The sequence below is a fragment of the Shewanella sp. SW32 genome, from assembly GCF_025653365.1.
Taxonomy (GTDB): domain Bacteria; phylum Pseudomonadota; class Gammaproteobacteria; order Enterobacterales; family Shewanellaceae; genus Shewanella; species Shewanella oncorhynchi.
This window is the reverse complement of the sequence record NZ_JAKKSJ010000059.1, coordinates 1-22,674: the sequence shown is the minus strand read 5'-3', so window position 1 is coordinate 22,674 and position 22,674 is coordinate 1. Positions and strand designations below refer to the sequence as shown.

General features: G+C 45.8%; 21 protein-coding genes and 1 pseudogene. 12 read left to right on the top strand and 10 right to left on the bottom strand.

Annotated elements, in window-relative coordinates; all coding sequences use genetic code 11:
• Positions 1 to 154, bottom strand: a pseudogene (locus L5M28_RS22500) (IS110 family transposase); the annotation flags it as partial.
• A gap of 73 nt (positions 155 to 227) precedes the next feature.
• Between L5M28_RS22500 and L5M28_RS22495 the strand changes: the two are divergent.
• The 6 genes from L5M28_RS22495 (at position 228) to L5M28_RS22470 (ending at position 4,723) form a co-directional block, all read left to right on the top strand.
• The gene (locus tag L5M28_RS22495; RefSeq protein ID WP_263204444.1) at positions 228 to 536 is read left to right on the top strand and encodes an alpha/beta hydrolase; all 309 of its coding nucleotides are present in this window, start codon (positions 228 to 230) and stop codon (positions 534 to 536) included.
• A gap of 69 nt (positions 537 to 605) precedes the next feature.
• Positions 606 to 779: a YezD family protein gene (locus tag L5M28_RS22490; RefSeq protein ID WP_105250676.1), complete on the top strand. Its 174-nt coding sequence runs from the start codon at positions 606 to 608 to the stop codon at positions 777 to 779.
• Between the two features lie 89 nt (positions 780 to 868).
• The gene (locus L5M28_RS22485; protein WP_263204443.1) at positions 869 to 1,882 is read left to right on the top strand and encodes a sulfate ABC transporter substrate-binding protein; all 1,014 of its coding nucleotides are present in this window, start codon (positions 869 to 871) and stop codon (positions 1,880 to 1,882) included.
• 68 nt (positions 1,883 to 1,950) lie between these two features.
• Positions 1,951 to 2,775: a sulfate ABC transporter permease subunit CysT gene (gene cysT, locus L5M28_RS22480; RefSeq protein ID WP_011790693.1), complete on the top strand. Its 825-nt coding sequence runs from the start codon at positions 1,951 to 1,953 to the stop codon at positions 2,773 to 2,775.
• Positions 2,776 to 2,779: 4 nt separating this feature from the next.
• A complete protein-coding gene (gene cysW / locus L5M28_RS22475) occupies positions 2,780 to 3,631 on the top strand; it encodes a sulfate ABC transporter permease subunit CysW (protein ID WP_113940222.1) in 852 nt (283 codons plus the stop codon).
• A 27-nt stretch (positions 3,632 to 3,658) separates the two neighbouring features.
• Positions 3,659 to 4,723 (top strand): sulfate/molybdate ABC transporter ATP-binding protein, encoded by a 1,065-nt coding sequence (locus tag L5M28_RS22470; protein WP_113940221.1) that lies wholly within the window; start codon positions 3,659 to 3,661, stop codon positions 4,721 to 4,723.
• Between the two features lie 24 nt (positions 4,724 to 4,747).
• On the opposite strand, the gene L5M28_RS22465 is transcribed toward L5M28_RS22470, so the two are convergent.
• A complete protein-coding gene (locus tag L5M28_RS22465; protein ID WP_263204442.1) occupies positions 4,748 to 5,224 on the bottom strand; it encodes a cytoplasmic protein in 477 nt (158 codons plus the stop codon).
• 97 nt (positions 5,225 to 5,321) lie between these two features.
• Complete coding sequence (locus L5M28_RS22460; protein ID WP_263204441.1) at positions 5,322 to 8,969, bottom strand: EAL domain-containing protein; 3,648 nt, start codon at positions 8,967 to 8,969, stop codon at positions 5,322 to 5,324.
• Between the two features lie 615 nt (positions 8,970 to 9,584).
• On the opposite strand from L5M28_RS22460, the gene L5M28_RS22455 reads away from it, so the two are divergent.
• From L5M28_RS22455 to cyoE, 6 genes are all read left to right on the top strand, one after another.
• A complete protein-coding gene (locus L5M28_RS22455; RefSeq protein ID WP_198572438.1) occupies positions 9,585 to 9,974 on the top strand; it encodes a hypothetical protein in 390 nt (129 codons plus the stop codon).
• A gap of 189 nt (positions 9,975 to 10,163) precedes the next feature.
• On the top strand, positions 10,164 to 11,267 hold the full coding sequence (gene cyoA / locus L5M28_RS22450; protein ID WP_263204440.1) for a ubiquinol oxidase subunit II: 1,104 nt from the start codon (positions 10,164 to 10,166) through the stop codon (positions 11,265 to 11,267).
• Between the two features lie 2 nt (positions 11,268 to 11,269).
• Positions 11,270 to 13,249, top strand: coding sequence for a cytochrome o ubiquinol oxidase subunit I (gene cyoB, locus L5M28_RS22445; protein WP_263176896.1), 1,980 nt, complete (start codon positions 11,270 to 11,272; stop codon positions 13,247 to 13,249).
• A gap of 1 nt (position 13,250) precedes the next feature.
• Positions 13,251 to 13,871 (top strand): cytochrome o ubiquinol oxidase subunit III, encoded by a 621-nt coding sequence (gene cyoC / locus L5M28_RS22440; protein WP_011787513.1) that lies wholly within the window; start codon positions 13,251 to 13,253, stop codon positions 13,869 to 13,871.
• Positions 13,871 to 14,212, top strand: coding sequence for a cytochrome o ubiquinol oxidase subunit IV (cyoD, locus tag L5M28_RS22435; protein ID WP_168826283.1), 342 nt, complete (start codon positions 13,871 to 13,873; stop codon positions 14,210 to 14,212). Before cyoC ends, cyoD begins: the two co-directional genes overlap by 1 nt.
• 13 nt (positions 14,213 to 14,225) lie before the next feature.
• Positions 14,226 to 15,158 carry a heme o synthase gene (gene cyoE, locus L5M28_RS22430; RefSeq protein WP_263176898.1) on the top strand — a complete coding sequence of 311 codons (933 nt, stop codon included), beginning with the start codon at positions 14,226 to 14,228 and terminating at the stop codon, positions 15,156 to 15,158.
• A gap of 109 nt (positions 15,159 to 15,267) precedes the next feature.
• Here the strand turns inward: cyoE and L5M28_RS22425 are convergent, their stop codons facing one another.
• The 7 genes from L5M28_RS22425 to L5M28_RS22395 form a co-directional block, all read right to left on the bottom strand.
• Complete coding sequence (locus L5M28_RS22425) at positions 15,268 to 15,792, bottom strand: protein disulfide oxidoreductase (RefSeq protein WP_263176900.1); 525 nt, start codon at positions 15,790 to 15,792, stop codon at positions 15,268 to 15,270.
• A 25-nt stretch (positions 15,793 to 15,817) separates the two neighbouring features.
• Positions 15,818 to 16,714 carry a DsbA family protein gene (locus L5M28_RS22420; protein WP_263204439.1) on the bottom strand — a complete coding sequence of 299 codons (897 nt, stop codon included), beginning with the start codon at positions 16,712 to 16,714 and terminating at the stop codon, positions 15,818 to 15,820.
• A 122-nt stretch (positions 16,715 to 16,836) separates the two neighbouring features.
• Positions 16,837 to 18,948 carry a protein-disulfide reductase DsbD family protein gene (locus L5M28_RS22415; RefSeq protein WP_263147335.1) on the bottom strand — a complete coding sequence of 704 codons (2,112 nt, stop codon included), beginning with the start codon at positions 18,946 to 18,948 and terminating at the stop codon, positions 16,837 to 16,839.
• Positions 18,949 to 19,227: 279 nt separating this feature from the next.
• Positions 19,228 to 19,656: a hypothetical protein gene (locus L5M28_RS22410; protein WP_263147332.1), complete on the bottom strand. Its 429-nt coding sequence runs from the start codon at positions 19,654 to 19,656 to the stop codon at positions 19,228 to 19,230.
• A gap of 402 nt (positions 19,657 to 20,058) precedes the next feature.
• The gene (locus L5M28_RS22405; protein ID WP_263204438.1) at positions 20,059 to 20,808 is read right to left on the bottom strand and encodes a 3-oxoacyl-ACP reductase family protein; all 750 of its coding nucleotides are present in this window, start codon (positions 20,806 to 20,808) and stop codon (positions 20,059 to 20,061) included.
• A 259-nt stretch (positions 20,809 to 21,067) separates the two neighbouring features.
• Positions 21,068 to 22,237 carry an MFS transporter gene (locus L5M28_RS22400; RefSeq protein WP_263167962.1) on the bottom strand — a complete coding sequence of 390 codons (1,170 nt, stop codon included), beginning with the start codon at positions 22,235 to 22,237 and terminating at the stop codon, positions 21,068 to 21,070.
• A gap of 209 nt (positions 22,238 to 22,446) precedes the next feature.
• Positions 22,447 to 22,674 (bottom strand): transposase (locus L5M28_RS22395; protein ID WP_411569183.1); only part of this gene is annotated, 228 nt, incomplete at its 5' end.

The window sequence follows — 22,674 nt, the reverse complement described above, 5'->3', positions numbered from 1 at the left end:
CCATAACGATAAGGCAAGGCTCAATTTTCGCGACAAAGGGCAGCAAGTCTTTGCGTCTAAGCATTTTCTTTTTGATTAACTTGCCTGCTTTATCGACACCAACAGCATGAAAAACAGACTTTGCGATATCTAAACCGATTGTAGTAATCTTCATAGGTGGACCCGTCCTCTTTCTGATGAGTTTTAGCGACTACATCGTGGCCCATTGCGAGGCCGATTAAAAGTGGATGGGTCCATTCCATTATCCCTTAGGTGTCACTGGGCTTGTCATTGCCAGTGAAAACGATCCTTGGATGCCCTTTAATCAAGCTGCAAAACTGGCAAAAAAATTTGGATTCCCAACAATCAACTTAGGGTTAAGTGGCCACATTAATGTCGATTCCGGACATGGACAGTGGCCCCTCATTGATGTGCTTATTGGTAATCTTATCTATCAAATAGAAAGTGCAACTCAGAGCCAGTCTAACGATCTCGTAAACTCAAACACACAAAAGACACACTTATTACATAAAAGAATATCAAATCGCAAAATGTAACTTTTTAGTTATCAATATTTGATTATAATTCCAATTACGTTGTCAAAAACCACTTACATGAGGACTTATATGGCAACCAAAGAAGATCTACAAACCGTGATCCCCGTGCTCGTCAATAGTTTAGAAAAACTACTGGGTAGAATTGAGTTTGGGACAGTGGAATTAACCTTTCACCATGGGAAATTAGTGCAATTAGAAAAGAAAGAAAAAATTCGTTTAGACCAAGTTACGCCGTCGAAATAAAAACGAAATTTACCACCCAATCAACACAGTTAGACCACATAGCTGACCGGTCAACCGGAAGCCTTATTAAATAATATGAGGATTTCGGTATGAATATTTTATCTCACCTACAAAAAGCAACACTCACCTTAGTTTTGGCCTCGGCTAGTTTTCTCGCACTCGCTGAAGATACGCTATTGAATGTTTCCTATGATCCAACCCGTGAATTCTATCGGGAATATAACCAACTCTTCAGCCAATATTGGCAAAAACAAGGCCATAAAGCCCCAACCATACGTCAATCTCACGGTGGTTCAGGCTCGCAAGCTCGCTCAGTTATTGATGGATTAGAAGCGGATGTTGTCACTCTGGCACTGGCCTATGACGTTGATGCATTAAGGCAAAAAGCGGATTTAATTCCTGAAAATTGGCAAAGTCGCCTACCACACAATAGCTCGCCCTATACCTCGACAATAGTGCTATTGGTTCGCAAGGGAAATCCCAAAAATATCCATGACTGGAATGACTTAGTTCGTGAAGGTGTAGAGGTCATTACCCCAAATCCTAAGACTTCAGGCGGGGCGCGCTGGAACTATCTCGCCGCTTGGGGTTATGCACTGAAGCAATACGGCTCAGAAGAAAAAGCGTTAGAGTTTGTCACTCAGATTTATAAAAACGTACCTGTGCTGGACTCTGGCGCCCGTGGCGCAACCAATACCTTTGTACAGCGTAAAATTGGCGATGTGTTCATCGCTTGGGAAAATGAAGCCATATTATCAGTTGAGCAGTTAGGAAAAGGTGAATTTGAAATCATTGTTCCAAGTGTCAGCATTCTTGCCGAGCCACCAGTGACAGTGGTAGATAAAAATGTCGATCGCAAAGGGACACGTAAGTTAGCAGAAGCTTACTTAGCACATCTCTATACTGATGAAGCACAACACCTAGCTGCAAAACACTTTTATCGCCCGACAAACCCAGACATTGCGTTGCAATACAAAGACAAGTTTCCACAACTGAAGCTCTTTACCATTGATGAGGTTTTTGGTGGCTGGAACAAAGCACAAAAAACGCATTTTAATGATGGTGGTCAATTCGATTCTATTTTAACCAAGATTAGCAAGTAATCTTTTACACGGTTTCATTAATACGAAACCGCCCATTGGTTTCACTTATCTCGCGACGGAATAATGATATGAGCAAGGTTGTCATAAAATCTGTGCTACCTGGATTTGGTATTACCTTAGGCTTCTCAGTTTTATATTTAAGTTTGCTATTTCTTATTCCTGTAGCCGGATTAGTTCTGTTTACGCTGCAAATGAGTTGGGCTGACTTTTGGGTCGCAATTAGTCATCCTCAGGTTGTAGCCTCATACAAGCTGTCATTTACAGCGTCTTTTATTGGCGCCAGTATTAATGCCATTTTTGGGACTCTCGTCGCTTGGGTGTTAGTACGTTATCAATTTTTTGGTAAAAAAGTCGTCGATGCTTTAGTCGATCTGCCTTTTGCCTTACCGACGGCTGTCGCAGGTATCGCGCTCGTAACGCTTTATTCGACTACCGGGTGGGTAGGTCAATATTTACACTTATGGGGCATTAAAGTCGCCTACAGTCAAATTGGTGTTGTAATCGCCTTAACTTACATTGGATTGCCCTTTGTCGTACGAACAGTACAACCGGTTTTAGCAGACTTTTCAAAGGAACTTGAAGAAGCCTCAGCGTCCCTCGGTGCTAATCGATTAACCACCATAAGAAGAGTGATCCTACCTGCGGTATTACCTGCATTATTAACGGGTTACGCCTTAGCCTTTGCACGTGCAGTGGGCGAATATGGTTCCGTCATTTTTATCTCGGGCAATTTGCCCTATCGCACCGAAATTACTCCGCTACTGATAGTGTCCAAAGCTGAGCAATATGACTATAACGGCGCTGCGGCTATCGGCGTGGTCATGCTCGCAGCAGCTTTCCTCTTATTGTTATTAATTAATAGCCTACAGTGGTGGGCGAGTAAAAGAGGTTAAGTCTATGGGCCAAATATCGACTGTAAATCATCACGCTACTACTGAGGCTCCTTGGATAAAGTGGAGTTTAATCGGGATCGCATTAAGCTTTCTCGCACTGTTTCTGGTTTTTCCATTAGCGGTTGTGCTCTACGGCGCCTTTGAAGCGGGTCTCAAGGTCTGGTGGCAAGCCGTGACAGATCCCGATGCGCTCGCTTCCATTCGACTCACCTTGTTAGTGTTAATTATTGTTGTACCCACTAATGCTATTTTTGGTGTAGCCATCGCTTGGGCCATTGCTAAATTTGAGTTTAGAGGCAAAACCATACTGATCTCAATAATCGATATGCCCTTCGCTATCTCACCCGTCGTGGTCGGGCTGATTTTTGTGATCCTCTTTGGTGCCCAAGGCTGGTTTGGGCCTTGGCTTGCGGCCCATGATTTAAAAGTGATTTTTGCCGTTCCGGGCATAGTCATTGTCATCATGTTCGGCACTTTACCCTTTATTGCCCGTGAACTCATCCCACTGATGCAGCAACAGGGCAAAGATGAAGAAGAGGCCTCACTCACCCTAGGTGCCAGTGGTTTAAAGACCTTTTGGTACGTCACACTGCCGAACATTAAGTGGGGCTTACTCTACGGCGTGATCCTGTGTAATGCCCGTGCTATGGGCGAGTTTGGGGCGGTAGCAGTGGTCTCTGGACGCATTCGCGGTGAGACCAATACTATGCCGCTACACATAGAAGTGCTTTATAACGAATACATGTTTACGGCCGCGTTTGCCGTGTCATCCCTGCTCACAGGTTTAGCACTGGTCACTATAGTGCTGAAAAGCCTTGTGGAGTGGAAAGATGAGCGCAAACATCAAATTAACTAAACGCAACGTCCTTGGGAACAGAGCATTATGAGCATACACATTCAACAAGTTAATAAGCGTTTTAGTGATTTTGTTGCCGTGGACTCGGTCAATTTAGAGATCAAAACAGGAGAGCTGACAGCCCTTTTAGGTCCATCCGGCTCAGGCAAAACAACTTTACTCAGGATTATTGCCGGACTCGAACAGGCCGACAGTGGCATAGTCAGATTTAATGGCGAAGACATCACCACACAGCATGTGAGTGAACGCGGTGTCGGTTTTGTATTCCAACATTACGCCCTGTTTAAACATATGACTGTATTCGAAAATGTCGCATATGGACTCACAGTCAGACCACGAAAGACACGTCCGACTAAGGCAGAAATTGCCGATAAGGTGCATTCATTACTCAAACTCGTCCAATTAGATTGGACTGCTAATCGCTATCCATCACAACTTTCAGGCGGTCAAAGGCAACGCATCGCACTCGCCCGCGCGCTTGCGGTCGAACCTAAGGTTCTACTGTTAGACGAACCCTTTGGCGCGCTCGATGCAAAAGTCCGCGCAGAATTACGCCGCTGGTTAAGACGCTTACACGATGAGATTAATGTCACTACCGTATTTGTAACCCATGATCAGGAAGAAGCACTCGAAGTCGCAGATAAAATTGTAGTGATGAATCAAGGCCGTATCGAGCAGCAAGGTACGCCAGAAGAAGTCTATGATAATCCAAGCAATCCTTTTGTGTACGAGTTTCTTGGCAATGTGAACCTATTTCATGCCCGGGTAAAACAAGGGCATAGCACTATAGGCAATATTCACATTCCCTCACCTGAGCACACTATTAGTGAAGAGCAACAAGGCTTGGCCTATGTTCGCCCACACGAAATCGAGGTACTGACACAACCAACTGAAAATGCCCTTAAAGTCAGTTTAGACTTAGTGACCATAGTTGGCCCAGCAGTGAGATTAGAAGTCCTAACTGAGCTAGATAACCAACTGATCCATGTTGAATTATCTAAAGTGCAATTTAAACAGCTTGGCATAAACAAAGGTGATAGCGCTTGGATCCAGCCGCGCTATACCAAAGTCTTTTTAGGGGAAGGTATTTAGCCACTCACCGCCCTAATCAATAGATTAGAACTTCAAGGTCAAGGACTGACCTTCTCCCATTCCCTGCCACTCGACACTCAAATCCATAATCTCATTGAGAATATGATCAAAATCTGTTTGGTTAACAGTAGGAACGGCCAAGTCTCGACTGCTACAGGCTTGCTCTAACAGATAAATAAAGCCGTCATAGGTTGGCGTTTCACCCGACCACAGTAGCGACTGCAGGGTCTCAACTATGGATTCGGTTTGCCACACCTCCGTTTTATCAGCGATGGCGCGGGAGGTTTCATTATGCTCTAAGGTAAAGCTGATATCGGCGCCAGCTCTGATCTGCGAGAAGAAAGCGCCTTGAATATGCAGGCGTTTTTCAACCACATAATGGATCATATCGTGAGGTGCTATACCTTGTTCTGGCATTCGGGTTTGGGTCGCACTACCGTCCATGCGCACACAGCGCAACTGGCCATAACGCTGAGTACCTTTAGTGAAGATGACTTGCATAAAACCATCCTTAGTATTTTGATTAACGCATGCATAATGCGAACTCAAGTATAGTCCAACTCTGCGCCAGCATTAGAAAAACAACAACACTCTGCCGTTATAAATTACGCTGGATAAAGCGGAAACACTCTTCTGCCGCTAAGGGTTTACTAAAGTAAAACCCTTGCACTAAGTCGCACCCCATACTCGACAATAATACCAATTGCGCCTCGTTTTCAACCCCTTCAGCGACCACAGTTAACCCCAATTCATGGGACATAGAAATAGTTGCAGCGCTAATGGCTGCATCATTCGAGTCGGTCTCAATATCCTTCACAAAGGATCGGTCGAGCTTTAACCTGTCTAAGGGCAAGAGTTTCAAATAGGATAAAGAGGAATATCCTGTACCAAAATCATCGATGGCGAGTTCGATACCATGTTGGCGCAATTCCGCTAATAGGCGCGCATTCTGCTCAGGATATTGCATCGCCACACTCTCGGTGATCTCCAGCTCCAGCGCTCCTTTGCCCAACTTATGCTTCACCAGCACATTGGTAATATCGGCGACTATCGTATCCTTACGAAGTTGATGTGCCGACAGATTCACCGCCATTCGCAATTCAGTGGCACCCGCAGCGCGCCAGACAGCAAGTTGCGCCATCGCCGTTTCTAACACCCATTGGCCAATTGGGATGATCATGTCAATCTCTTCGGCAATGGGAATAAAACGGTCAGGCGCTATCATGCCAAATTCGGGATGCTGCCAGCGCACAAGCGCTTCGACACTGACCACTTGCCCGCTTCTAATATCAATTTGTGGCTGATAATGCAGCCGCAATTCGTCGTTTGCTAACACTTGCCTCAGGCCAGTTTCAATATGCTGGCGCTCAGTGATCAAAGTGTTCATTGCCGCAGTAAAGAATTGATAGTTATTGCGTCCAGCCGCTTTTGCGCGGTACATGGCCATATCGGCATTTTTCATCAAGGCTTCAACACTGTCACCATCATTGGGGAATAAACTGATCCCTATACTTGGCGATGAATGTAATGCTTGATTATTAATCACATAGGTTTGACTCAAACCACTGCGCAGCGCCTCGGCTAAACTGGCCACTTCATCATGGTTCGTATCGGACAAGGCAACCACAAACTCATCGCCCCCCAAACGCGCCACAGTATCATTATCACCAACGATGTATTTCAAACGTCGGGCCACCTCTAGCAGCAGTTGATCGCCCACATGATGGCCCAAGGTATCGTTGATATTTTTAAAGTGGTCCATGTCGATAAACATTACCGCTATTTGGCTGTGGGATACCAGAGCATCCTTAAACACCACTTCGAGGCGCGACTGCAAGCTCAGTCGATTAGGCAATAAGGTCAAAGAGTCATGATGGGCAAGGAAATGAATGCGTTCCTCACTGACTTTACGCTCACTGATATCGGTAAAGCTGCCAATATAGTGACTCACGGCACCAGAATCATCCCGCACCACAGACATCATCAACCATTTCGGAAAATCGTAGCCTTGTTTATGCCTATCCCAGACTTCACCTTGCCAGAAACCCGTTTGTTCGAGGGCAGCACGGACTTGAGAATCGATACTTTTATCCGTTCGTTCAGCCTCTATAAAACGGCAGTTTTTACCAATAATGTCCTCTCTGGAATAACCCGTGATCTGAGAAAATGCGCTATTCACATCCACAATGATATCGTTGGCATCCATAATCGTGATGCCTTCACCACTCTGCTGAAATACTTGTGCCAAAAGATTTACCCGCGCAACGGTACGCTCCTGCTCGGTAATATCTTCGACGATAAACAAAATTAGCTGTTCACCATTAGCACCAGTAACTAAAGCCCCGTTGAGGCGCACCGCCACTAATTGGCCATTTTTATGTAAATAATGCTTCTGATAGGGGCCGTAACGGCGCGTCTGCTTTAAGCGCTCTAATTGCTCAGTTTCACTTAATTGATAACGCTTTGGGGTAAGATCCCAAGGATCAAGTTGATTAAGCTCATCGAGCGAATAACCCGTAATCGCTTGAAAGGCGGGGTTAATCGCCACAAATTGACCATCGTCTAAACGTTTAAGCACATGCCCCACTGGGGCCTTATCAAATAGGTTTCGATATTTTTGCTCACTTTCGACCAAGGTAGCTTGAAAAGCCTGACGGCGGGCAATTTCCTTCGACAATGCCATGGTTTTTTCTGTCACTTTTTCGGCAATACGTTGGCGCTCGCCGGAGGAAACCAGTGTCATACCGCCCACGACCGCACAAGTGATAAAGGCGAGCAGCAGCATTAGTAGCGATAAGCTAAAAGTATCGCCCATCAGCACCGCATAGGATTGATAAATCACTATATGCCAATGACGATCCGCTAACATCAGATTTGCCTGAAAATACTGCCCAGTTTTATCGCTGAAGAGCTTGCTGCTAAATTCGGGAAACGATTTTTGAGTATTGCTATAAAGTAAGGTACCGCCCGCACTCATATCTGTCAGTTGCCACTGCAAGCCTTTTACACTATCAACATCATCAATAATGCCTTGCAAATCAATTACAGCTGAACAAAACCCTGAGATCTTACCCAATCTGTCAAAAGCAGGAGCAATGAGTAAGGTGCCACCAGGGCCATTGGGATCTTGTGCTAATTGAATCTTGGCTGTCATCACGGGTGCTAACGTCGCACGCACTTTTGCGATGGCTGCGGCTCGCGTCGGCTCACTATTGAGATCTAATCCCAAGGCCGCTTCGTTACCTATCTGCGGCTGAATATACATCACAGGGACTAGCCAACCATCAGTATTCGCCTGCCAGCCTTCGGGACGAGTCACTTTGTAGGAACCACCAACCACAGAACGAATTGATGCCTCAAAACTTTGCTGATCGGCTGCCGCCACAAGCGGTGACCAAGACCAAGCTCTAAAGCCATCCTTCATCAACATATTGCGTTTGCCAAACTGTACAAACTCATCCTCAGAAACCTGCTCGCTATTATCGAACAAGCTTGCTAAGGCAACAATTTGTTGGAGGTTAGCATCTTGAAAACTTTCAATATTGCTAATAATTGCATTAGATTGAACCAGAAACTTATCCCGTAACTGTTGGCGCTGATTCATATCTGAGTAGTAATAAATCCCCACGCAGAATAAAAAGCCCACCAGCAAAGGCACACCCGTCTGAATGCGGCGAGAACGCCAAATAACTCGCTTATCAAATAGCAACATAGTCAGAGGGATAAAAATCACGGCACCGAGCAAATCCCCAGTCCACCAATTTATTAAACTACCCAGTAAATCGGACTGTGGAATCGTACCGTTAATCACTAAGGAGAAATTGCCAAAAACAGTCGCTACAGTACAAGTTAAAGCTAAACTCAAGCAGGATTTAATGACGGCGTTAGGATTATCTAGGGTGAATAAATGATCGACTCGCCCAAGAACATAGGCAGAAAGCACTGCCTGTATAGATGAGCCAATTGAAATCGCAAAGGGCAACCACCCCCAATGGATATGTCCGCTAATGTTGAGATTAATCAACAAAGAACCAATGAACACGCCAATCCAAGGCGCATATTCTTTCCATAAAACACAAGCGGCAATAGCAATACCTGCGGCAGGCCAAATTGCAGCAGAATATCCAGGCGGCAAAGCAATCATCAAACCAATTTTACCTACAATAACGTAAGCTAAGGCGATGAAAATGTTTACCTTAAGGTATGGGATAAATGACTTTATGTGTAGTCCTTCATGCTGACGCACTTCGAGAATTGAGAAGCATCATGCCCTACTCACAGGCTCAATCTCAAGCACATATCAGGGGCGAGATAAGTTCACAGTTTAATAATCGGTTTATCTAATGTAAATAGCGTAAATGACTGACACAATCACTCATTTAACGTGATGTTTTTATTTGGGATGCCGATCTCAAATGCACTTAATCATACAGCCAAACTTGGCGAGCCCAATCTTGCGACAAACAAGCTAACCCATCAAGACAACTATCGGCAACATTAGCCCTGCCATAGAAGTTAAGCCTAGTCTTTTTGCGGGTAAAGCAAACATGTTTATAGGGGCTGTAATCAACTCAATGACGCCACGAGCAAATCAACTTTAGTCAAAATGAATAAATGAGAGGCTTCACAATTTTTTATTTTATGAGAACAAAATCAGTTTAAATACTGTTAATCTTGTAAAACTAAAGATCTAATTTGGTTTTAATTAAGGTTTTTTTAATACTAAAGCCCTTTTACTACGGGGATCCGCTTTCATTCAATAGCCGCTTCTTGGTATCCTCCTGCCGCATAAAAAAGTTACATGCTGAATATTTTTTGTTCTGCCAACTGACTCCTTTTCCCGTTCAGCCGGACTCATTAATTGAAATTAGCTCTTAGCCAATTCATTGTTGAAAGATTGAACCTAACTATTCGGCTTTCAACCTTTAGCATGACAAATCTAACCCTGTTTTTCGGGTTATTGTTTGTGCTGCCTATTGCTGACGTTTTATCCGTGTTGATCGGCGGTTGTGTCGATATTAGTGAATTAATCAGCCTCAGCAATGGCTTTTTAGCCGAGTTTATCGGCGCTAGTTTGCTCAGCCTGTTATTACTCAATCCCCTCGTTATTCTGCAGTTATGGCATTTAATCGACTGCTGCTTCAAATTTTTCAATCATCTCGATTTAACTAACGCTTCACTTTTTTTAGCACCCCCAAGGCTAAAATCCCTCGAACATACCGCCCACGGTTGTCGCGCTCCGCCATTTTAACCCTCTGTTTTTAAATTCAAATTAAGCATTAAGCGCTGAAAGCTGATCTTCGATTGGCCTCGGGATGGCGGCACATTGTTGTGTCATACCTCTTGGGTCTCAGGATTTGCGATCAGATAACGCCACTTAGTGCGACTGCCGGTTCACGCTTGGCAGAGTTGTAAACCTTAGGGTTAGAGGAATCTTCCTTTGTTAATTCGAAAATTAAGTAAAGCAGCAATCGCGGCAGTAGCACTCATGCTCGCGGGTTGTGATGGCGGTGTGTTGGACCCTAAGGGCCAAATCGGTATCGATGAAAAACACCTGATTATCGTCGCCACCCTACTCATGCTCATTGTCGTTATCCCTGTGATTGCCATGACATTGTACTTCGCGTGGAAATACCGCGATGGCCGTGATCAGGAAATCTACGCGCCTAAATGGGCACACTCAACGGCGATTGAAACCGTCGTGTGGATAGTGCCGATTGTGATTGTGATAGTGCTAGGTGTGATCACTTGGGGTTCGACCCATGCTCTTGATCCATATAAACCTTTAGAACACGAAGCTAAACCCGTCACGGTTGAAGTAGTGTCGCTGGACTGGAAATGGCTATTCATTTATCCAGAACAAGGCGTGGCATCGGTCAATGAGTTGGCGTTCCCTGCCAATGTGCCGGTGAACTTTAAGATCACCTCTGACACTGCGATGAACTCCTTCTTCATCCCTCAGTTAGGCAGCCAGATTTATTCTATGGCGGGCATGACCACTAAATTGCATTTGATCGCTAACGAGCCAGGCACCTTCGACGGTATCTCGGCTAACTACAGCGGCGCCGGATTTGCGGGCATGAAGTTTAAAGCGATTGCCACTCAAACACCTGCCGACTTCAAGGCATGGGTAGCCAAGTTAAAACAACAGGGCAAGACATTGGACTCAGCGGCCTATGCCACACTGGCTAAACCGAGTGAATACAACCCAGTTGAATACTTTGGATCAGTGAGCAAAGGGATGTTTGACCAAATCGTGATGCAATACATGCACATGGACTCACATGAGGGCATGAAAAGTCACGAAGGAATGGACATGCACGCAGGCATGGAACACATGGGCACTGAGCACACATCTGACATGGCAGACATGAAAGGTATGCACGACATGGCACATATGGCAGGCGAGCACGCGATGGAAAATACACAGAACATGGCCGACATGGATAGTTCAACACCTTCTGCACCGTCATTAACACAGGATTCATCCACAGAACCTTCATCCTTAGAGCACTCATCCACTCACAAAGTGGAGGCGGAGTAATCATGTCATTTCTCGGTAAATTAAGCTTAGATGCGATTCCGTATCACGAGCCCATCATCATGGTGACCCTAGCGGTCGTCGCAGTGGTAGGTTTGTATATCGCAGCTTTGATCACTAAACACAAAAAATGGAGCGTACTCTGGAATAATTGGTTAACCTCAGTTGACCATAAACGCCTCGGTATCATGTACATAGTGTTGGCTTTGGTGATGCTCATTCGTGGCTTCTCCGATGCCATTATGATGCGTACCCAGCAAGCCCTCGCCACCAACGGCGCCGCAGGTTATCTGCCGCCAGAACATTACGACCAGATCTTCACCGCCCACGGCGTGATCATGATTATCTTTATGGCGATGCCATTTATGATAGGTCTAATGAACTTAGTAGTGCCGCTGCAGATTGGCGCACGCGACGTTGCCTTCCCCTTCTTGAACAACCTCAGTTTCTGGCTGACCGCCTCTGGCGCTGTGCTGATCAATATTTCATTGGGTTTAGGTGAATTTGCTAAAACAGGTTGGGTGGCGTATCCCCCCCTCTCAGAACTGGCTTACAGTCCCGGGGTTGGAGTCGATTACTATATCTGGGCACTGCAAATTTCAGGCATAGGAACAACCTTAACCGGGGTGAACTTTATCGCCACCGTACTTAAGATGCGCGCCCCCGGCATGAAGCTGATGCAAATGCCAATCTTCACTTGGACTTGTACTTGGGCGAACATTTTGATCGTCGCGTCATTCCCAATCTTAACCGCCGTGTTAGCCATGTTAACGCTCGACCGTTATATGGATTTCCACTTTTTCACCAATGACGGTGGCGGTAACGCCATGATGTATATCAACCTATTTTGGGCGTGGGGACATCCTGAAGTTTACATCCTGATTTTGCCTGCTTTTGGTATTTTCTCCGAGGTGATCTCAACCTTTACGGCTAAGCGTTTGTTCGGTTACACCTCTATGGTGTGGGCGAGCGGTGCGATTTCAATTTTAGGTTTCATCGTTTGGTTACACCACTTCTTCACTATGGGCTCAAGTGCCAACGTCAACGCCTTCTTCGGGGTGATGACTATGGTGATTGCGGTTCCAACCGGGGTAAAACTGTTTAACTGGTTGTTCACTATCTATCGTGGCCGCCTACGGTTAACGGTACCTGTGTTGTGGACGCTAGGCTTTATGGTGACTTTCACCATAGGCGGTATGACAGGTGTGCTATTAGCCTTACCAGGAGCCGATTACGTTCTACATAACAGTTTGTTTTTAATCGCGCATTTCCATAACACTATTATTGGTGGTGCGGTATTTGGTTACTTAGCTGGCTTTGCTTACTGGTTCCCTAAAGCGACAGGTTTCCACTTGAATGAGCGTTTAGGTAAAGCGTCATTCTGGTGCTGGCAAATCGGTTTCTACGTGGCCTTTATGCCGCTGTACGTATTAGGCTTTATGGGTATGACGCGCCGAATTAGCCATACGGATAACCCGGCATGGAATCTATGGATCTACTTAGCCGCTGTGGGTGCTTGCATCATCATGGTCGGTATCATTCTGCAGTTTATCCAACTGTACGTGAGTATCCGTGACCGCGACCAAAACCGCGATACCACGGGCGATCCATGGAATGGCCATACTTTAGAGTGGTCAACCGCTTCACCACCCCAGTTCTATAACTTCGCTAAGCTGCCACAGGTTGATGATATCGATGCCTTTACCGATGCGAAAGAAAAAGGCTTGGCTTATCAAGACCTCAAACACTATCAGCCAATCCATATGCCGAAAAATACCCCAAGCGGTATCTTAATGGCGCTGGGGATCACTGCCGCGGGTTTTGCCGCTATTTGGCACATTCTCTGGTTAGCCATTGTGGGCTTAGTGGGCGCGTTTATCGTGTTCTTATTCCGTGCCTATAACAATGACGTCGACTATTACGTGCAACCCGATGAAGTGGCTCGCATTGAAAATGCCCACTTAAACAATGTAGTAAGGGGCTGATATGAGTATTGCAATCCCAGCAGATTTAGAAGTAGCTCACGCAGAAGATCATCACGAACACCATGATACGAGTGGCAACACCCTGTTTGGTTTTTGGATTTACCTGATGACCGACTGCATTTTGTTTGCCTCGGTTTTCGCAACCTATGCAGTGCTCTACATGAACACGGACGGTGGCGTTTCGGGTAAAGACATTTTCGAATTGGACTTTGTGCTGATCGAAACTGCCGCCCTGCTCGTCAGTAGTATTACCTATGGCATGGCGCTGATTTTTGCTAAGCGCCACAACAAAGCCGCAACCTTGGCTTGGTTACTCGTCACCTTCGCCCTCGGTTGTGTGTTTATCGGGATGGAAGTCTATGAATTCCATCACCTGATTGAACATGGCAATGGCCCGCAGCGCAGCGCTTTCCTGTCGTCCTTCTTCACCCTTGTCGGTATGCACGGCTTGCACGTGACCGCAGGTCTGATTTGGATGGCGATCATGATGATTGAAGTGGCGAAAACCGGTTTAGGTCATCGCAGCATCACCCGCCTGAGCTGCTTAAGCCTGTTCTGGCATTTCCTCGACATCGTATGGATTTGTGTATTCACGGTCGTGTATTTATTGGGAGCACTGTAATGAGCGCACATAGTCATACTGATAAGCATAGCCATGGCACTGACGATCTGGCCGCGAGCATTAAGTCATATCTAATGGGCTTTGTGCTGTCTGTGGTATTAACCGCCATTCCATTTTGGGCGGTAATGACCCATCACTTCGAGAAAGCGACCACCCTTAGCTTAGTGCTAGTGATGGCGATAGTGCAGATAGTGGTACATCTTAAGTACTTCTTGCACTTAGATTTCTCGAAAGAAGGCAAAGTAAATACCTTCTCCTTCCTGTTTACCGCCCTGATTATTGTCATGGTAGTCGGCCTGTCGGTGTGGATCATACTCGAAGCCAACGCTTTGATGATGTAACGAGAAACAGTCTATGCAAACACAAGACAGATTTATGTCACCGCAATGGAAAGCACGCTTCAAAGGGTATGTGCAGGTGACTAAGCCTGGCATCATTTTCGGGAATCTGATTTCCGTTGCTGGCGGTTTTTTATTAGCCGCCAAAGGCGACGTAAATTTGGTCTTGATGCTGGCGAGCTTAGTGGGATTGTCCTTGGTCGTAGCCTCGGGTTGCGCAATCAATAACTGTATTGACCGTGATATCGACGCCAAGATGCAGCGCACCTGCAAACGCGTCACTGTCACGGGCGAAATTGCCGTGGGTAACGTACTCACGTTTGGACTCGCCTTAGGTGTGTTAGGCTTTAGCATCTTAGCCTTGTTTACCAATGCATTAGCCCTGCTATTTGCCGTTATTGGTTACATCGTTTATGTGGGGGTTTATAGCCTCTACATGAAACGTAACTCAGTGTATGGCACTTTAGTTGGCAGCTTCTCGGGCGCAGTACCGCCCGTGGTTGGCTATTGCAGTGTGACAGGGCAAATGGACATGGGCGCGGCTATTTTGCTGTTGATGTTCAGTTTATGGCAGATGCCACATTCTTACGCCATCGCGATTTTCCGTTTTAATGACTATGCGGCAGCCAATATCCCTGTGCTGCCAGTTGCAGAAGGCATGACCAAAGCAAAACTGCATATCGTGCTTTATATTGCCGTGTTCGCCTTAGTCAGTGCGCTGTTACCACTCGCGGGTTACACAGGTATCGCCTTTATGGCAGTCACCTGTGCCACTAGTCTGTGGTGGCTTGCCATGGCATTAAAAGGTTATCGCCACGGCGTCGACATGCACCGCTGGGCTCGCCAAGTGTTTGGTTTTTCAATCATCACTATTACGGCGCTCAGTGTGACTATGGCGCTCGACTTCCAAGTCGTGAGTCAGGCGCCACTGCTCACCTTAGTGAAGTAAACCCTAAGCTTTCAGCTAGTTGCCTAGTCCTGAAATAAGTTGATAATAAAAAGCGCTAACCTAAATTAGCGCTTTTTTCTCCCTTAAAACAGCCCCTGATGTATCACCTTTAGGTGAATAGCATTCGCCACCACATGCCTGGCAGGCTAGTAAAGCCTGTCGTATAGTGTTTTAGCTCACCCTCTTTAAAGATCATAATGGTTGGCGTCGCCTGCAATGACCAATCACGGGCAATCTTGCTGTCACTATCGTTAATAGTGTCAAAGCCATAGCCTTGATGCTGAAGATATTTTCTCAGTTTCTCATCCTCCCCCGAATTCATGGCAACCGTCACCACGGGGTAATAGGCCGACATTTGATTGACTGCAGGGCTGACAAAATTACACACAGGGCACCAAGTGCCCCAAAAGTATACTAATACCGCCTGATCTTGGCTTAACGTGGCAATATCAAGCGCTTCCCCAGCCAACGTCGTCCCTTGGAGCTGCGGCAAATTATCCCGCGGGATATCTTTGCCGCGCCAGATGTCCATCACGCTGGTCACGATAAGGGCAATGAGCAGCCAAAGTGCCAGCTGCTTAATCCAGCCCAATATGCGTTTAGGTAAAGATATCGAAACTTGTTCGGCGCTCATATTTTCAGTTTCCTTTGGCGGCATCTTAACTGCTCTTCTGCGTCTTATCTTTAGCGGCAATCGCGGCTTCAAGCTGCTCTTTTAACACTTCGTAAGGCACTAATCCGGGAATAAGCGTATCGGCCACTATCATACTTGGCGTGCCACCTATGCCTAACTCATTCATTAAATTAACATTGTCATCGACCATTTTAGCGACGCGCGCATCTGTGTTGCCCACCCAACGCTCAGTTGCCGTCAGTTTAGCGACCTTAGCGATGGCGGCGGCATCGAGTCCACGCGGGCTCGACATCAGCATATCCTTCACCTTGAGATACTTTTCAGGCTCGTTTAACCAAACCGTTTGGGCAAAATCGACCGCCATTTTGGAGCCTTCGCCCTGCAGCGGTACCATTTTTACTATGATTTTTAACTGCGGAAATTCTTCAATCAGCTGGTTCAGCGAAGGCTCGATTTTCTTGCAGTATGGGCAGTTAAAATCGGTGAAGTACACCATCTCAATCTCAGGTGTCGCAGCGCCCTTCCACGGATCGCTTTTGGTCTCATACATGGCTTTATGATGAGTCACAAGACTGGTTTGCATGGCTGTATTTGCCCCCTCTTGCTCCCTTGCTTGCCACGCAATAATCGCCTCTCTCATTAGATCGGGATCATTGATCAAGGCATCTTTAAGAATCGCTCGCACCTCTTGCTGCTGGGCAGCCGATAGACTGCTGTCCTTGGCATAGGCCATGGTGCTCACCGAAGGCAAGGAAACCACCAACATTGCCATGGCGACACCCGAGACAGCAAACATCTGTAACTTGCGATGTTTCCGTAAAGAGCTAAATAAAGAGCTAAATTTCGACATTTTAGTGCCTCCGATGACTTGAGTATTCTGCATTGATTCAGTGATGTTTTGTGCTTTAATTGTCTGTTTCATAATTGATTTCCATTGTTTCAGGTCAGGGGCTTCCTGACCTGAGTATTTGTTGAGTGTCACTCGGCGAGCTACCGTACGAGATTGGCTAGTGATATTGCCGAGTGAACGGCTAGTCGTTAGCGTTATTTCCCTGCCGCTACGGATGACTTTTCAGGGGACGCAGAGGCCTGTTCAATCGCAGCAAGCACAAGGTCAGTCGATAGAATTTCCGGTAACTCAATCCCTTGCGGTGCACCCGGGCCGTAAACCACGTTGAATGGCACCCCGAAACGATTATGGCTTTGCAGGTAGTGAGTTATGGGCTCAGAAGGCGTGGTCCAATCGCCCTTCATCGGCAAAATATGCGGCTGTTGCAACAGGCTATAGACTGGATCTTGCAAGATCACGCCAACTTTATTGGCCTTACAGGTAATGCACCAATCGGCAGTGACATCGACAAACACAGTTTTGCCTTTGGCAACCTGCTGATTAATCAATGCTTGATCCAATGGCGTCCAAGCAAGATCCGCAGGTAAAGGTTTAGCCCACTGGTTCGCCGTCATAAATGCAATAACCGCCGACAGTAAAATGCCGATACCTAAGCAGCTCACAATAGCAATCGCGCCATATTTCTTAGCCATAAACACCATAAATATCAGTGTAATGACACCCGCTAATGGCCACAGGTAGAGCACATCAATAAAGCTGGCCAACAGGCTAATCAGCCACAAACTGGTGATGAGCAACATGCCGGAGAAAAACACTTTGACTGTATTCATCCAGCGACCGGGTTTAGGGAAATAACCCGCCACTTGCGGAAATGCCGCCACAATCAACCAAGGGAACGCCATACCCACGGCCAACGCGGTAAAGATGGCAAACAGGCTCAGTACATCGGCGCCCAAGGCGAAGGCGACCGCAGTCCCCAAAAATGGTGCACTGCACGGTGTCGCCAGCAGCGTCGCAAACATGCCTTGTAAAAAATGGCCGCTGTTATTATTGCCGCCCGTTGTCGCCAACTTGGTTTGCACGTTAGAGGGTAAGTTGATCTCAAACACACCTAACATATTGAAGGCAAACACTGTGGTCACCAGCGCCATAAAGCCGATAAACCAAGGGTTTTGGAACTGCACACCCCAACCAATCGCTTGACCCGTGAGCTTAAGCATTAAGATAAAGCCAGCCAGTAACCAGAATGAGGCCAATATCCCCAGCGCTGATGCGATGAACTGTTGGCGGATTTGATTACGCTTCAGATCAGGCGCAGCAACCACTGAACTGAGCTTCATGCCGAGAACGGGTAACACGCAGGGCATGACGTTTAAGATCAAACCACCGATAAGCGCTAACAAAATCATGCCAAATATCGAGGTACTTGCTTGGGAAATCACCACAGGCTTAACCTCGGCGCTGTATTCCAACGCCCGCTCGCTATCGGCGACAGTTATGTTCAGTGATTTACCCAAAACTTCAGGCTCGCCCAGCCAACTTTTACCGCTAAAAATCCCAATCAATTGCTTGCCGTTAGCATCTCTTTCGCTTGGCTTTAAGCTCACTAGCTTGAATGTGGTATCTGGCTCGCCATCGATAATCACGGTTGGACTCTGCCAGTTGGCATCATTGAGTCTGACTTCAAGTTGACCTTTGGCGGCATCCCAACCCATTGTCACCGCAGGATTCTGGCCCTCTTGGGACAACACTTTTTGTGGCACAAGCGACACGGCCTTGTTATAAGCCAACATGGCATCGGTATCCGCTTGCAGCGCATTGGGCGTGAAGTCGAGACTAATCTGATAATCCGTCAGTACACAGATAGTGGTACAGGTCGACAAGGTCACTTTGCCACGCAGCTGAGTTGGAGCAGCGATATCATCGACTTTTAGGGTTAAGGGAAAGGTGGTATTACCTTTGTAACCAAAGGTTTGTAATCCCAATAATGAGAATTCCTCTGGCGCTGGCCACCTCCAATCTACTTGCTGTAGATTGCGAGAGCCATTCCATTTTATCGTCGGCGCGATACCGCCTTCACCAGGGCTGCGCCAATAGGTTTTCCAATCACCCTCAAGTTGTACTTCAAGCACCGCGGGCAAAGTATTCGTTGCGGGATCAACTTCGCCCGTCAGCATAAAGCGTACTTTGGCTGGCGGGTGATTATCGTTAACTAACCACCCCGTCGATGCGGCCAATAGCGACGGGCTCGTCACTATTAAGGCGAGTATCCAGAATCTGGTTAACATGGATTTTAATGTACTCATTTTGTCCCCATTGGCATGAACCGTTCGTTATGCCCTGTAAATGCTTGCTTTACTGCTTAACTCTGCCCCCATTACAAAGGGCGTGATGGCTTAAGAAAAATCAGTGTGATAGCAGGCTTAATTCAAGAAATTTGATAGGAGAGAGGATGTGTAAAAGCGGACGTTCTGCAGCTGGGTAATGGTCCTTTTAACCGGTAAACGGGTAAGAAAAGCCAACTATCGAGCTAGAGAATGGGCGTCAGAATAAACTCACCTATCAGTTTGATAAGTAAATTATTTCTATTCTTGAAAGCGACAGAGAGTGAGATGTATTCGCCTAGGTTTAGCTTGATAACCTTGTATGGGTAACAGTGTTATCACGCGGGAGGCGCGGGGAAGTAACGGCAGTAGGAACAACAGGATAAGAAATGGGATGCTACTCGGAGTGTCGATACAGGTTCGGATCGATTTCTCAGACAATTCACATTTTTTAGGATCGCTTTTGACCAGCTCAGTACCCGCCATTTGGGCATCGACGTGACTAGCCATATTGCTTGAAGCTGAGCTGCTGTTTAAAGCTGAACTTGAGTTTAAAACTGAGTTGGCGCCAAAACCAGCTCCAGAAAAAGACGTAGCCGACATCGCTTGCGCGCTCGACTCTTTGAGCAACAAGTTAAGTATTCCACTGTTTTGAGTCAAACAGAACAAGGTCAGAATGGTAAACACCATCACGCCCCATAAGTTGCCTGTTTGCTTAGTCGATAACTTAGAAATTTGGATTTCCCTTCGTCTTATTCTTTGATTATAAAGATAAAAATAAACGTCTATTCACAGCTAGCTGCAGATAAGACCGGCGGATTGTAACAATAGTTCATCAACAAGCAAATTAATTTGCCTTGCCTGACTCAAGCCATAGTCCACCATTTCAATAAAACCACGCTTTGCTGACGGATAATTTGAGTAACAACGAACTAAGGTCTTACCATCATACTCAAGGAGTTTTTATGCTCTAACATATTGATTCTGCATAACTAGCCACAACTTAAGCAAAGCCCGCCAGAGTGACTCTTGTGCAGGCTTATTAATGACTGGAATCAAACTTTTTGCCTAAAAGATAAATACAGACAAAGCTTATGCTGAAAACCCGCCATCAATCATCAAACTCGCACCTGTAATGTAGCCAGCTTCAGGACCCGCGATAAAAGCGACAAAACTAGCAATCTCTTCGGCTTTACCAAAGCGACCCAGAGCACCCATCGCCTTGATTGGCTCAGATGAATCACCGTTATCAGGGTTCATATCGGTATCCACAGGGCCTGGCTGAATGTTGTTCACCGTAATCGCACGTGGGCCTAAATCCCGCGCTAATCCCTTGGCTAAACCGACTAATGCCGATTTACTCATGCCGTAAATCGCACCACCTACAAACGGAATACGCTCAGCGTTAGTGCTACCGATATTGATGATGCGGCCGCCGTCATTCATGTGCAGCGCGGCTTCTTGGCTCGCCACAAACACACTGCGCACGTTAGTGTTAATTGTTCGTTCCCAGTCTTCTAGCGTCAGATTTTCGATGCTATCCCAAATCAGCGTACCCGCATTATTAACCACTATATTTAAACCACCGAAGTGCGCTTTGGTCTCGCGAATGGCACGACGGATCGCCTCTGGCTCTGTGCTGTCGGCCTTAATGGCAATGGCTTGACCACCCTGCGATATAACTTCGTCAACAAGCAATTGTGATTGGGCTTCAGATGACACATAAGTGAAGGCAACCGCGGCGCCGTCACTCGCTAAACGCTTAACGATGGCGGCACCGATACCACGGCTACCACCTTGTACAAAAGCCACTTTACCTTGCAGATTATTTGACGATTTCATAGTTAGCTCACTCAATGGATATACGAAAGTATTGTATATAAAAACGTTGTTAATCCATCACAAATTAGCTGCCGCTCAGTGATTAACACCCATTTTATACTCTGGTCGTAGCTTACGCTATTAACTTACTCTGATTAAGTCATCAAAATGACCATCACTAAGTCGTACAAGGAATTAGTTGCCTTACAATTTGTTGAAAGTTTATCCTTCAATACAAACGCATTTATATCTTAAAACTGAATCGCTAAGAAAAACAGGTTTAAACTAACTCTTTTAAGGGGGATTTATATAATTTAACTTTAATCAAAATACTGACTAATGCTAAAGCAGTGAACATAAAACTCACCATAAATAAGTTTTCGATGCCAATCTTATATATAAACCACCCGGCAAATGCCGATCCAATCGTGATGCCTAAGTTAGAAAATGAAACAAATAAACTATTAGCAAAAACATGTGCATCACCAGCGTCATCCATAATCCATGTCTGACTGACCAATAAACCTGCAGAGTGTACCGCGCCCCAGAAAACGATAATAGCAATCATAAAATAATATGAGAAACCTAAAAAATTTATCATTGCAAATATCACTAAAAGCATTATCGGGTATAACACTACGGCTCTTAGCATATTGGCATTAATTAGATGACCAAAAATGAAATTACCTACTACGCCAAAAATACCAAAACACATCAGCATTGCACTGATTAACTTACCACTCATACCTGTCACTGTGCTCAAATACTCAGCGATATAACTATATGAAGAGAACATTGCAGCAAAGATAGACACGACAGTCATCAAGGATAACCACATAGCAGGGTTTCGTAAGATATTTACCTGCGCTCCAAATGACATCTTAGTTCTTACGGGCATGTTCTCCATCAACAATAAAACACTCACCAGAGCGATAGCACATGCTGTTAGGCCGAAATAAAACGCTGCTGATAAAGAATATTGCTCCGCAATAAATGAACTCACTGGAACACCTAAAACAAGGCCAACTGCAACACCTGCAAATACTTTCGCTGCGGCATTCGCCTGCTCACTCTCTGCAACCATACTGGTAGCGACCACTAAAGTTACCGAGAAGAACACCGCATGGACTAACGCGGGTAAAATACGGAATATCATCATGGTGGAGTATTCTTGCGTATTCGCATACACCAAGTTTGACACCACAAATAATGCAAGTATCCCAGCCAGCACATACTTACGATTCCACCCAGACATAAATAGCGTCACAAAAGGACCAGTGAATGCAACCACAATGGCATAAATACTAACTAAGAAACCAGCTTGTTGAATGTCTACCTGAAATTGTTGAACAACATAAGGTAGCAAACCAATAATAGACAACTCTGTTGTTATGATGCCAAATACCGCTAACGACAGTGAGAATAACAATATGTTTTCTTTTTTCATCATTCAAAACTCTTAGAATATTGGGATCATAAGAAAGCGTTGCAACTTCTAACGACTAAATCTATGGACAATAGATTTGAGGTAAATTAACGAAAAAATAAATGCCGAGCATTTAAATTACTCGGCATTAGACTCGATATGAATACAGTATTTCTGTTACTTAGTATTAAAAAACTTAAGCACTAATGGTTCCAGGGTGAGATTACGAGTGGTCATTTAATAACCACACTCATGCCGGCTTCAAGCACCGCATCCAAATAAGCCTCATTCATCAATGCCTGACGCTGCTTTCTTCTGATACTCATTTTTCGCTTCTCAGCGCGTAACATATTCAAACCAAAGTGTCGCATCGTGGCAAGATTAGTCGCTGCATTACCACGGTATATCTGGCACGCATCCTCACCTAAACTCACATCCAGCACCCAGTGCAACTGGTTTTC

Coding starts and splice junctions, on each gene's coding strand:
- L5M28_RS22495 (WP_263204444.1), top strand. CDS start 228: ATGGGTCCATTCCATTATCCCTTAGGTGTCACTGGGCTTGTCATTGCC.
- L5M28_RS22490 (WP_105250676.1), top strand. CDS start 606: ATGGCAACCAAAGAAGATCTACAAACCGTGATCCCCGTGCTCGTCAAT.
- L5M28_RS22485 (WP_263204443.1), top strand. CDS start 869: ATGAATATTTTATCTCACCTACAAAAAGCAACACTCACCTTAGTTTTG.
- cysT (WP_011790693.1), top strand. CDS start 1,951: ATGAGCAAGGTTGTCATAAAATCTGTGCTACCTGGATTTGGTATTACC.
- cysW (WP_113940222.1), top strand. CDS start 2,780: ATGGGCCAAATATCGACTGTAAATCATCACGCTACTACTGAGGCTCCT.
- L5M28_RS22470 (WP_113940221.1), top strand. CDS start 3,659: ATGAGCATACACATTCAACAAGTTAATAAGCGTTTTAGTGATTTTGTT.
- L5M28_RS22465 (WP_263204442.1), bottom strand. CDS start 5,224: ATGCAAGTCATCTTCACTAAAGGTACTCAGCGTTATGGCCAGTTGCGC.
- cyoB (WP_263176896.1), top strand. CDS start 11,270: ATGTCATTTCTCGGTAAATTAAGCTTAGATGCGATTCCGTATCACGAG.
- cyoC (WP_011787513.1), top strand. CDS start 13,251: ATGAGTATTGCAATCCCAGCAGATTTAGAAGTAGCTCACGCAGAAGAT.
- cyoD (WP_168826283.1), top strand. CDS start 13,871: ATGAGCGCACATAGTCATACTGATAAGCATAGCCATGGCACTGACGAT.
- cyoE (WP_263176898.1), top strand. CDS start 14,226: ATGCAAACACAAGACAGATTTATGTCACCGCAATGGAAAGCACGCTTC.
- L5M28_RS22425 (WP_263176900.1), bottom strand. CDS start 15,792: ATGAGCGCCGAACAAGTTTCGATATCTTTACCTAAACGCATATTGGGC.
- L5M28_RS22420 (WP_263204439.1), bottom strand. CDS start 16,714: ATGAAACAGACAATTAAAGCACAAAACATCACTGAATCAATGCAGAAT.
- L5M28_RS22415 (WP_263147335.1), bottom strand. CDS start 18,948: ATGAGTACATTAAAATCCATGTTAACCAGATTCTGGATACTCGCCTTA.
- L5M28_RS22410 (WP_263147332.1), bottom strand. CDS start 19,656: ATGGTGTTTACCATTCTGACCTTGTTCTGTTTGACTCAAAACAGTGGA.
- L5M28_RS22405 (WP_263204438.1), bottom strand. CDS start 20,808: ATGAAATCGTCAAATAATCTGCAAGGTAAAGTGGCTTTTGTACAAGGT.
- L5M28_RS22400 (WP_263167962.1), bottom strand. CDS start 22,237: ATGATGAAAAAAGAAAACATATTGTTATTCTCACTGTCGTTAGCGGTA.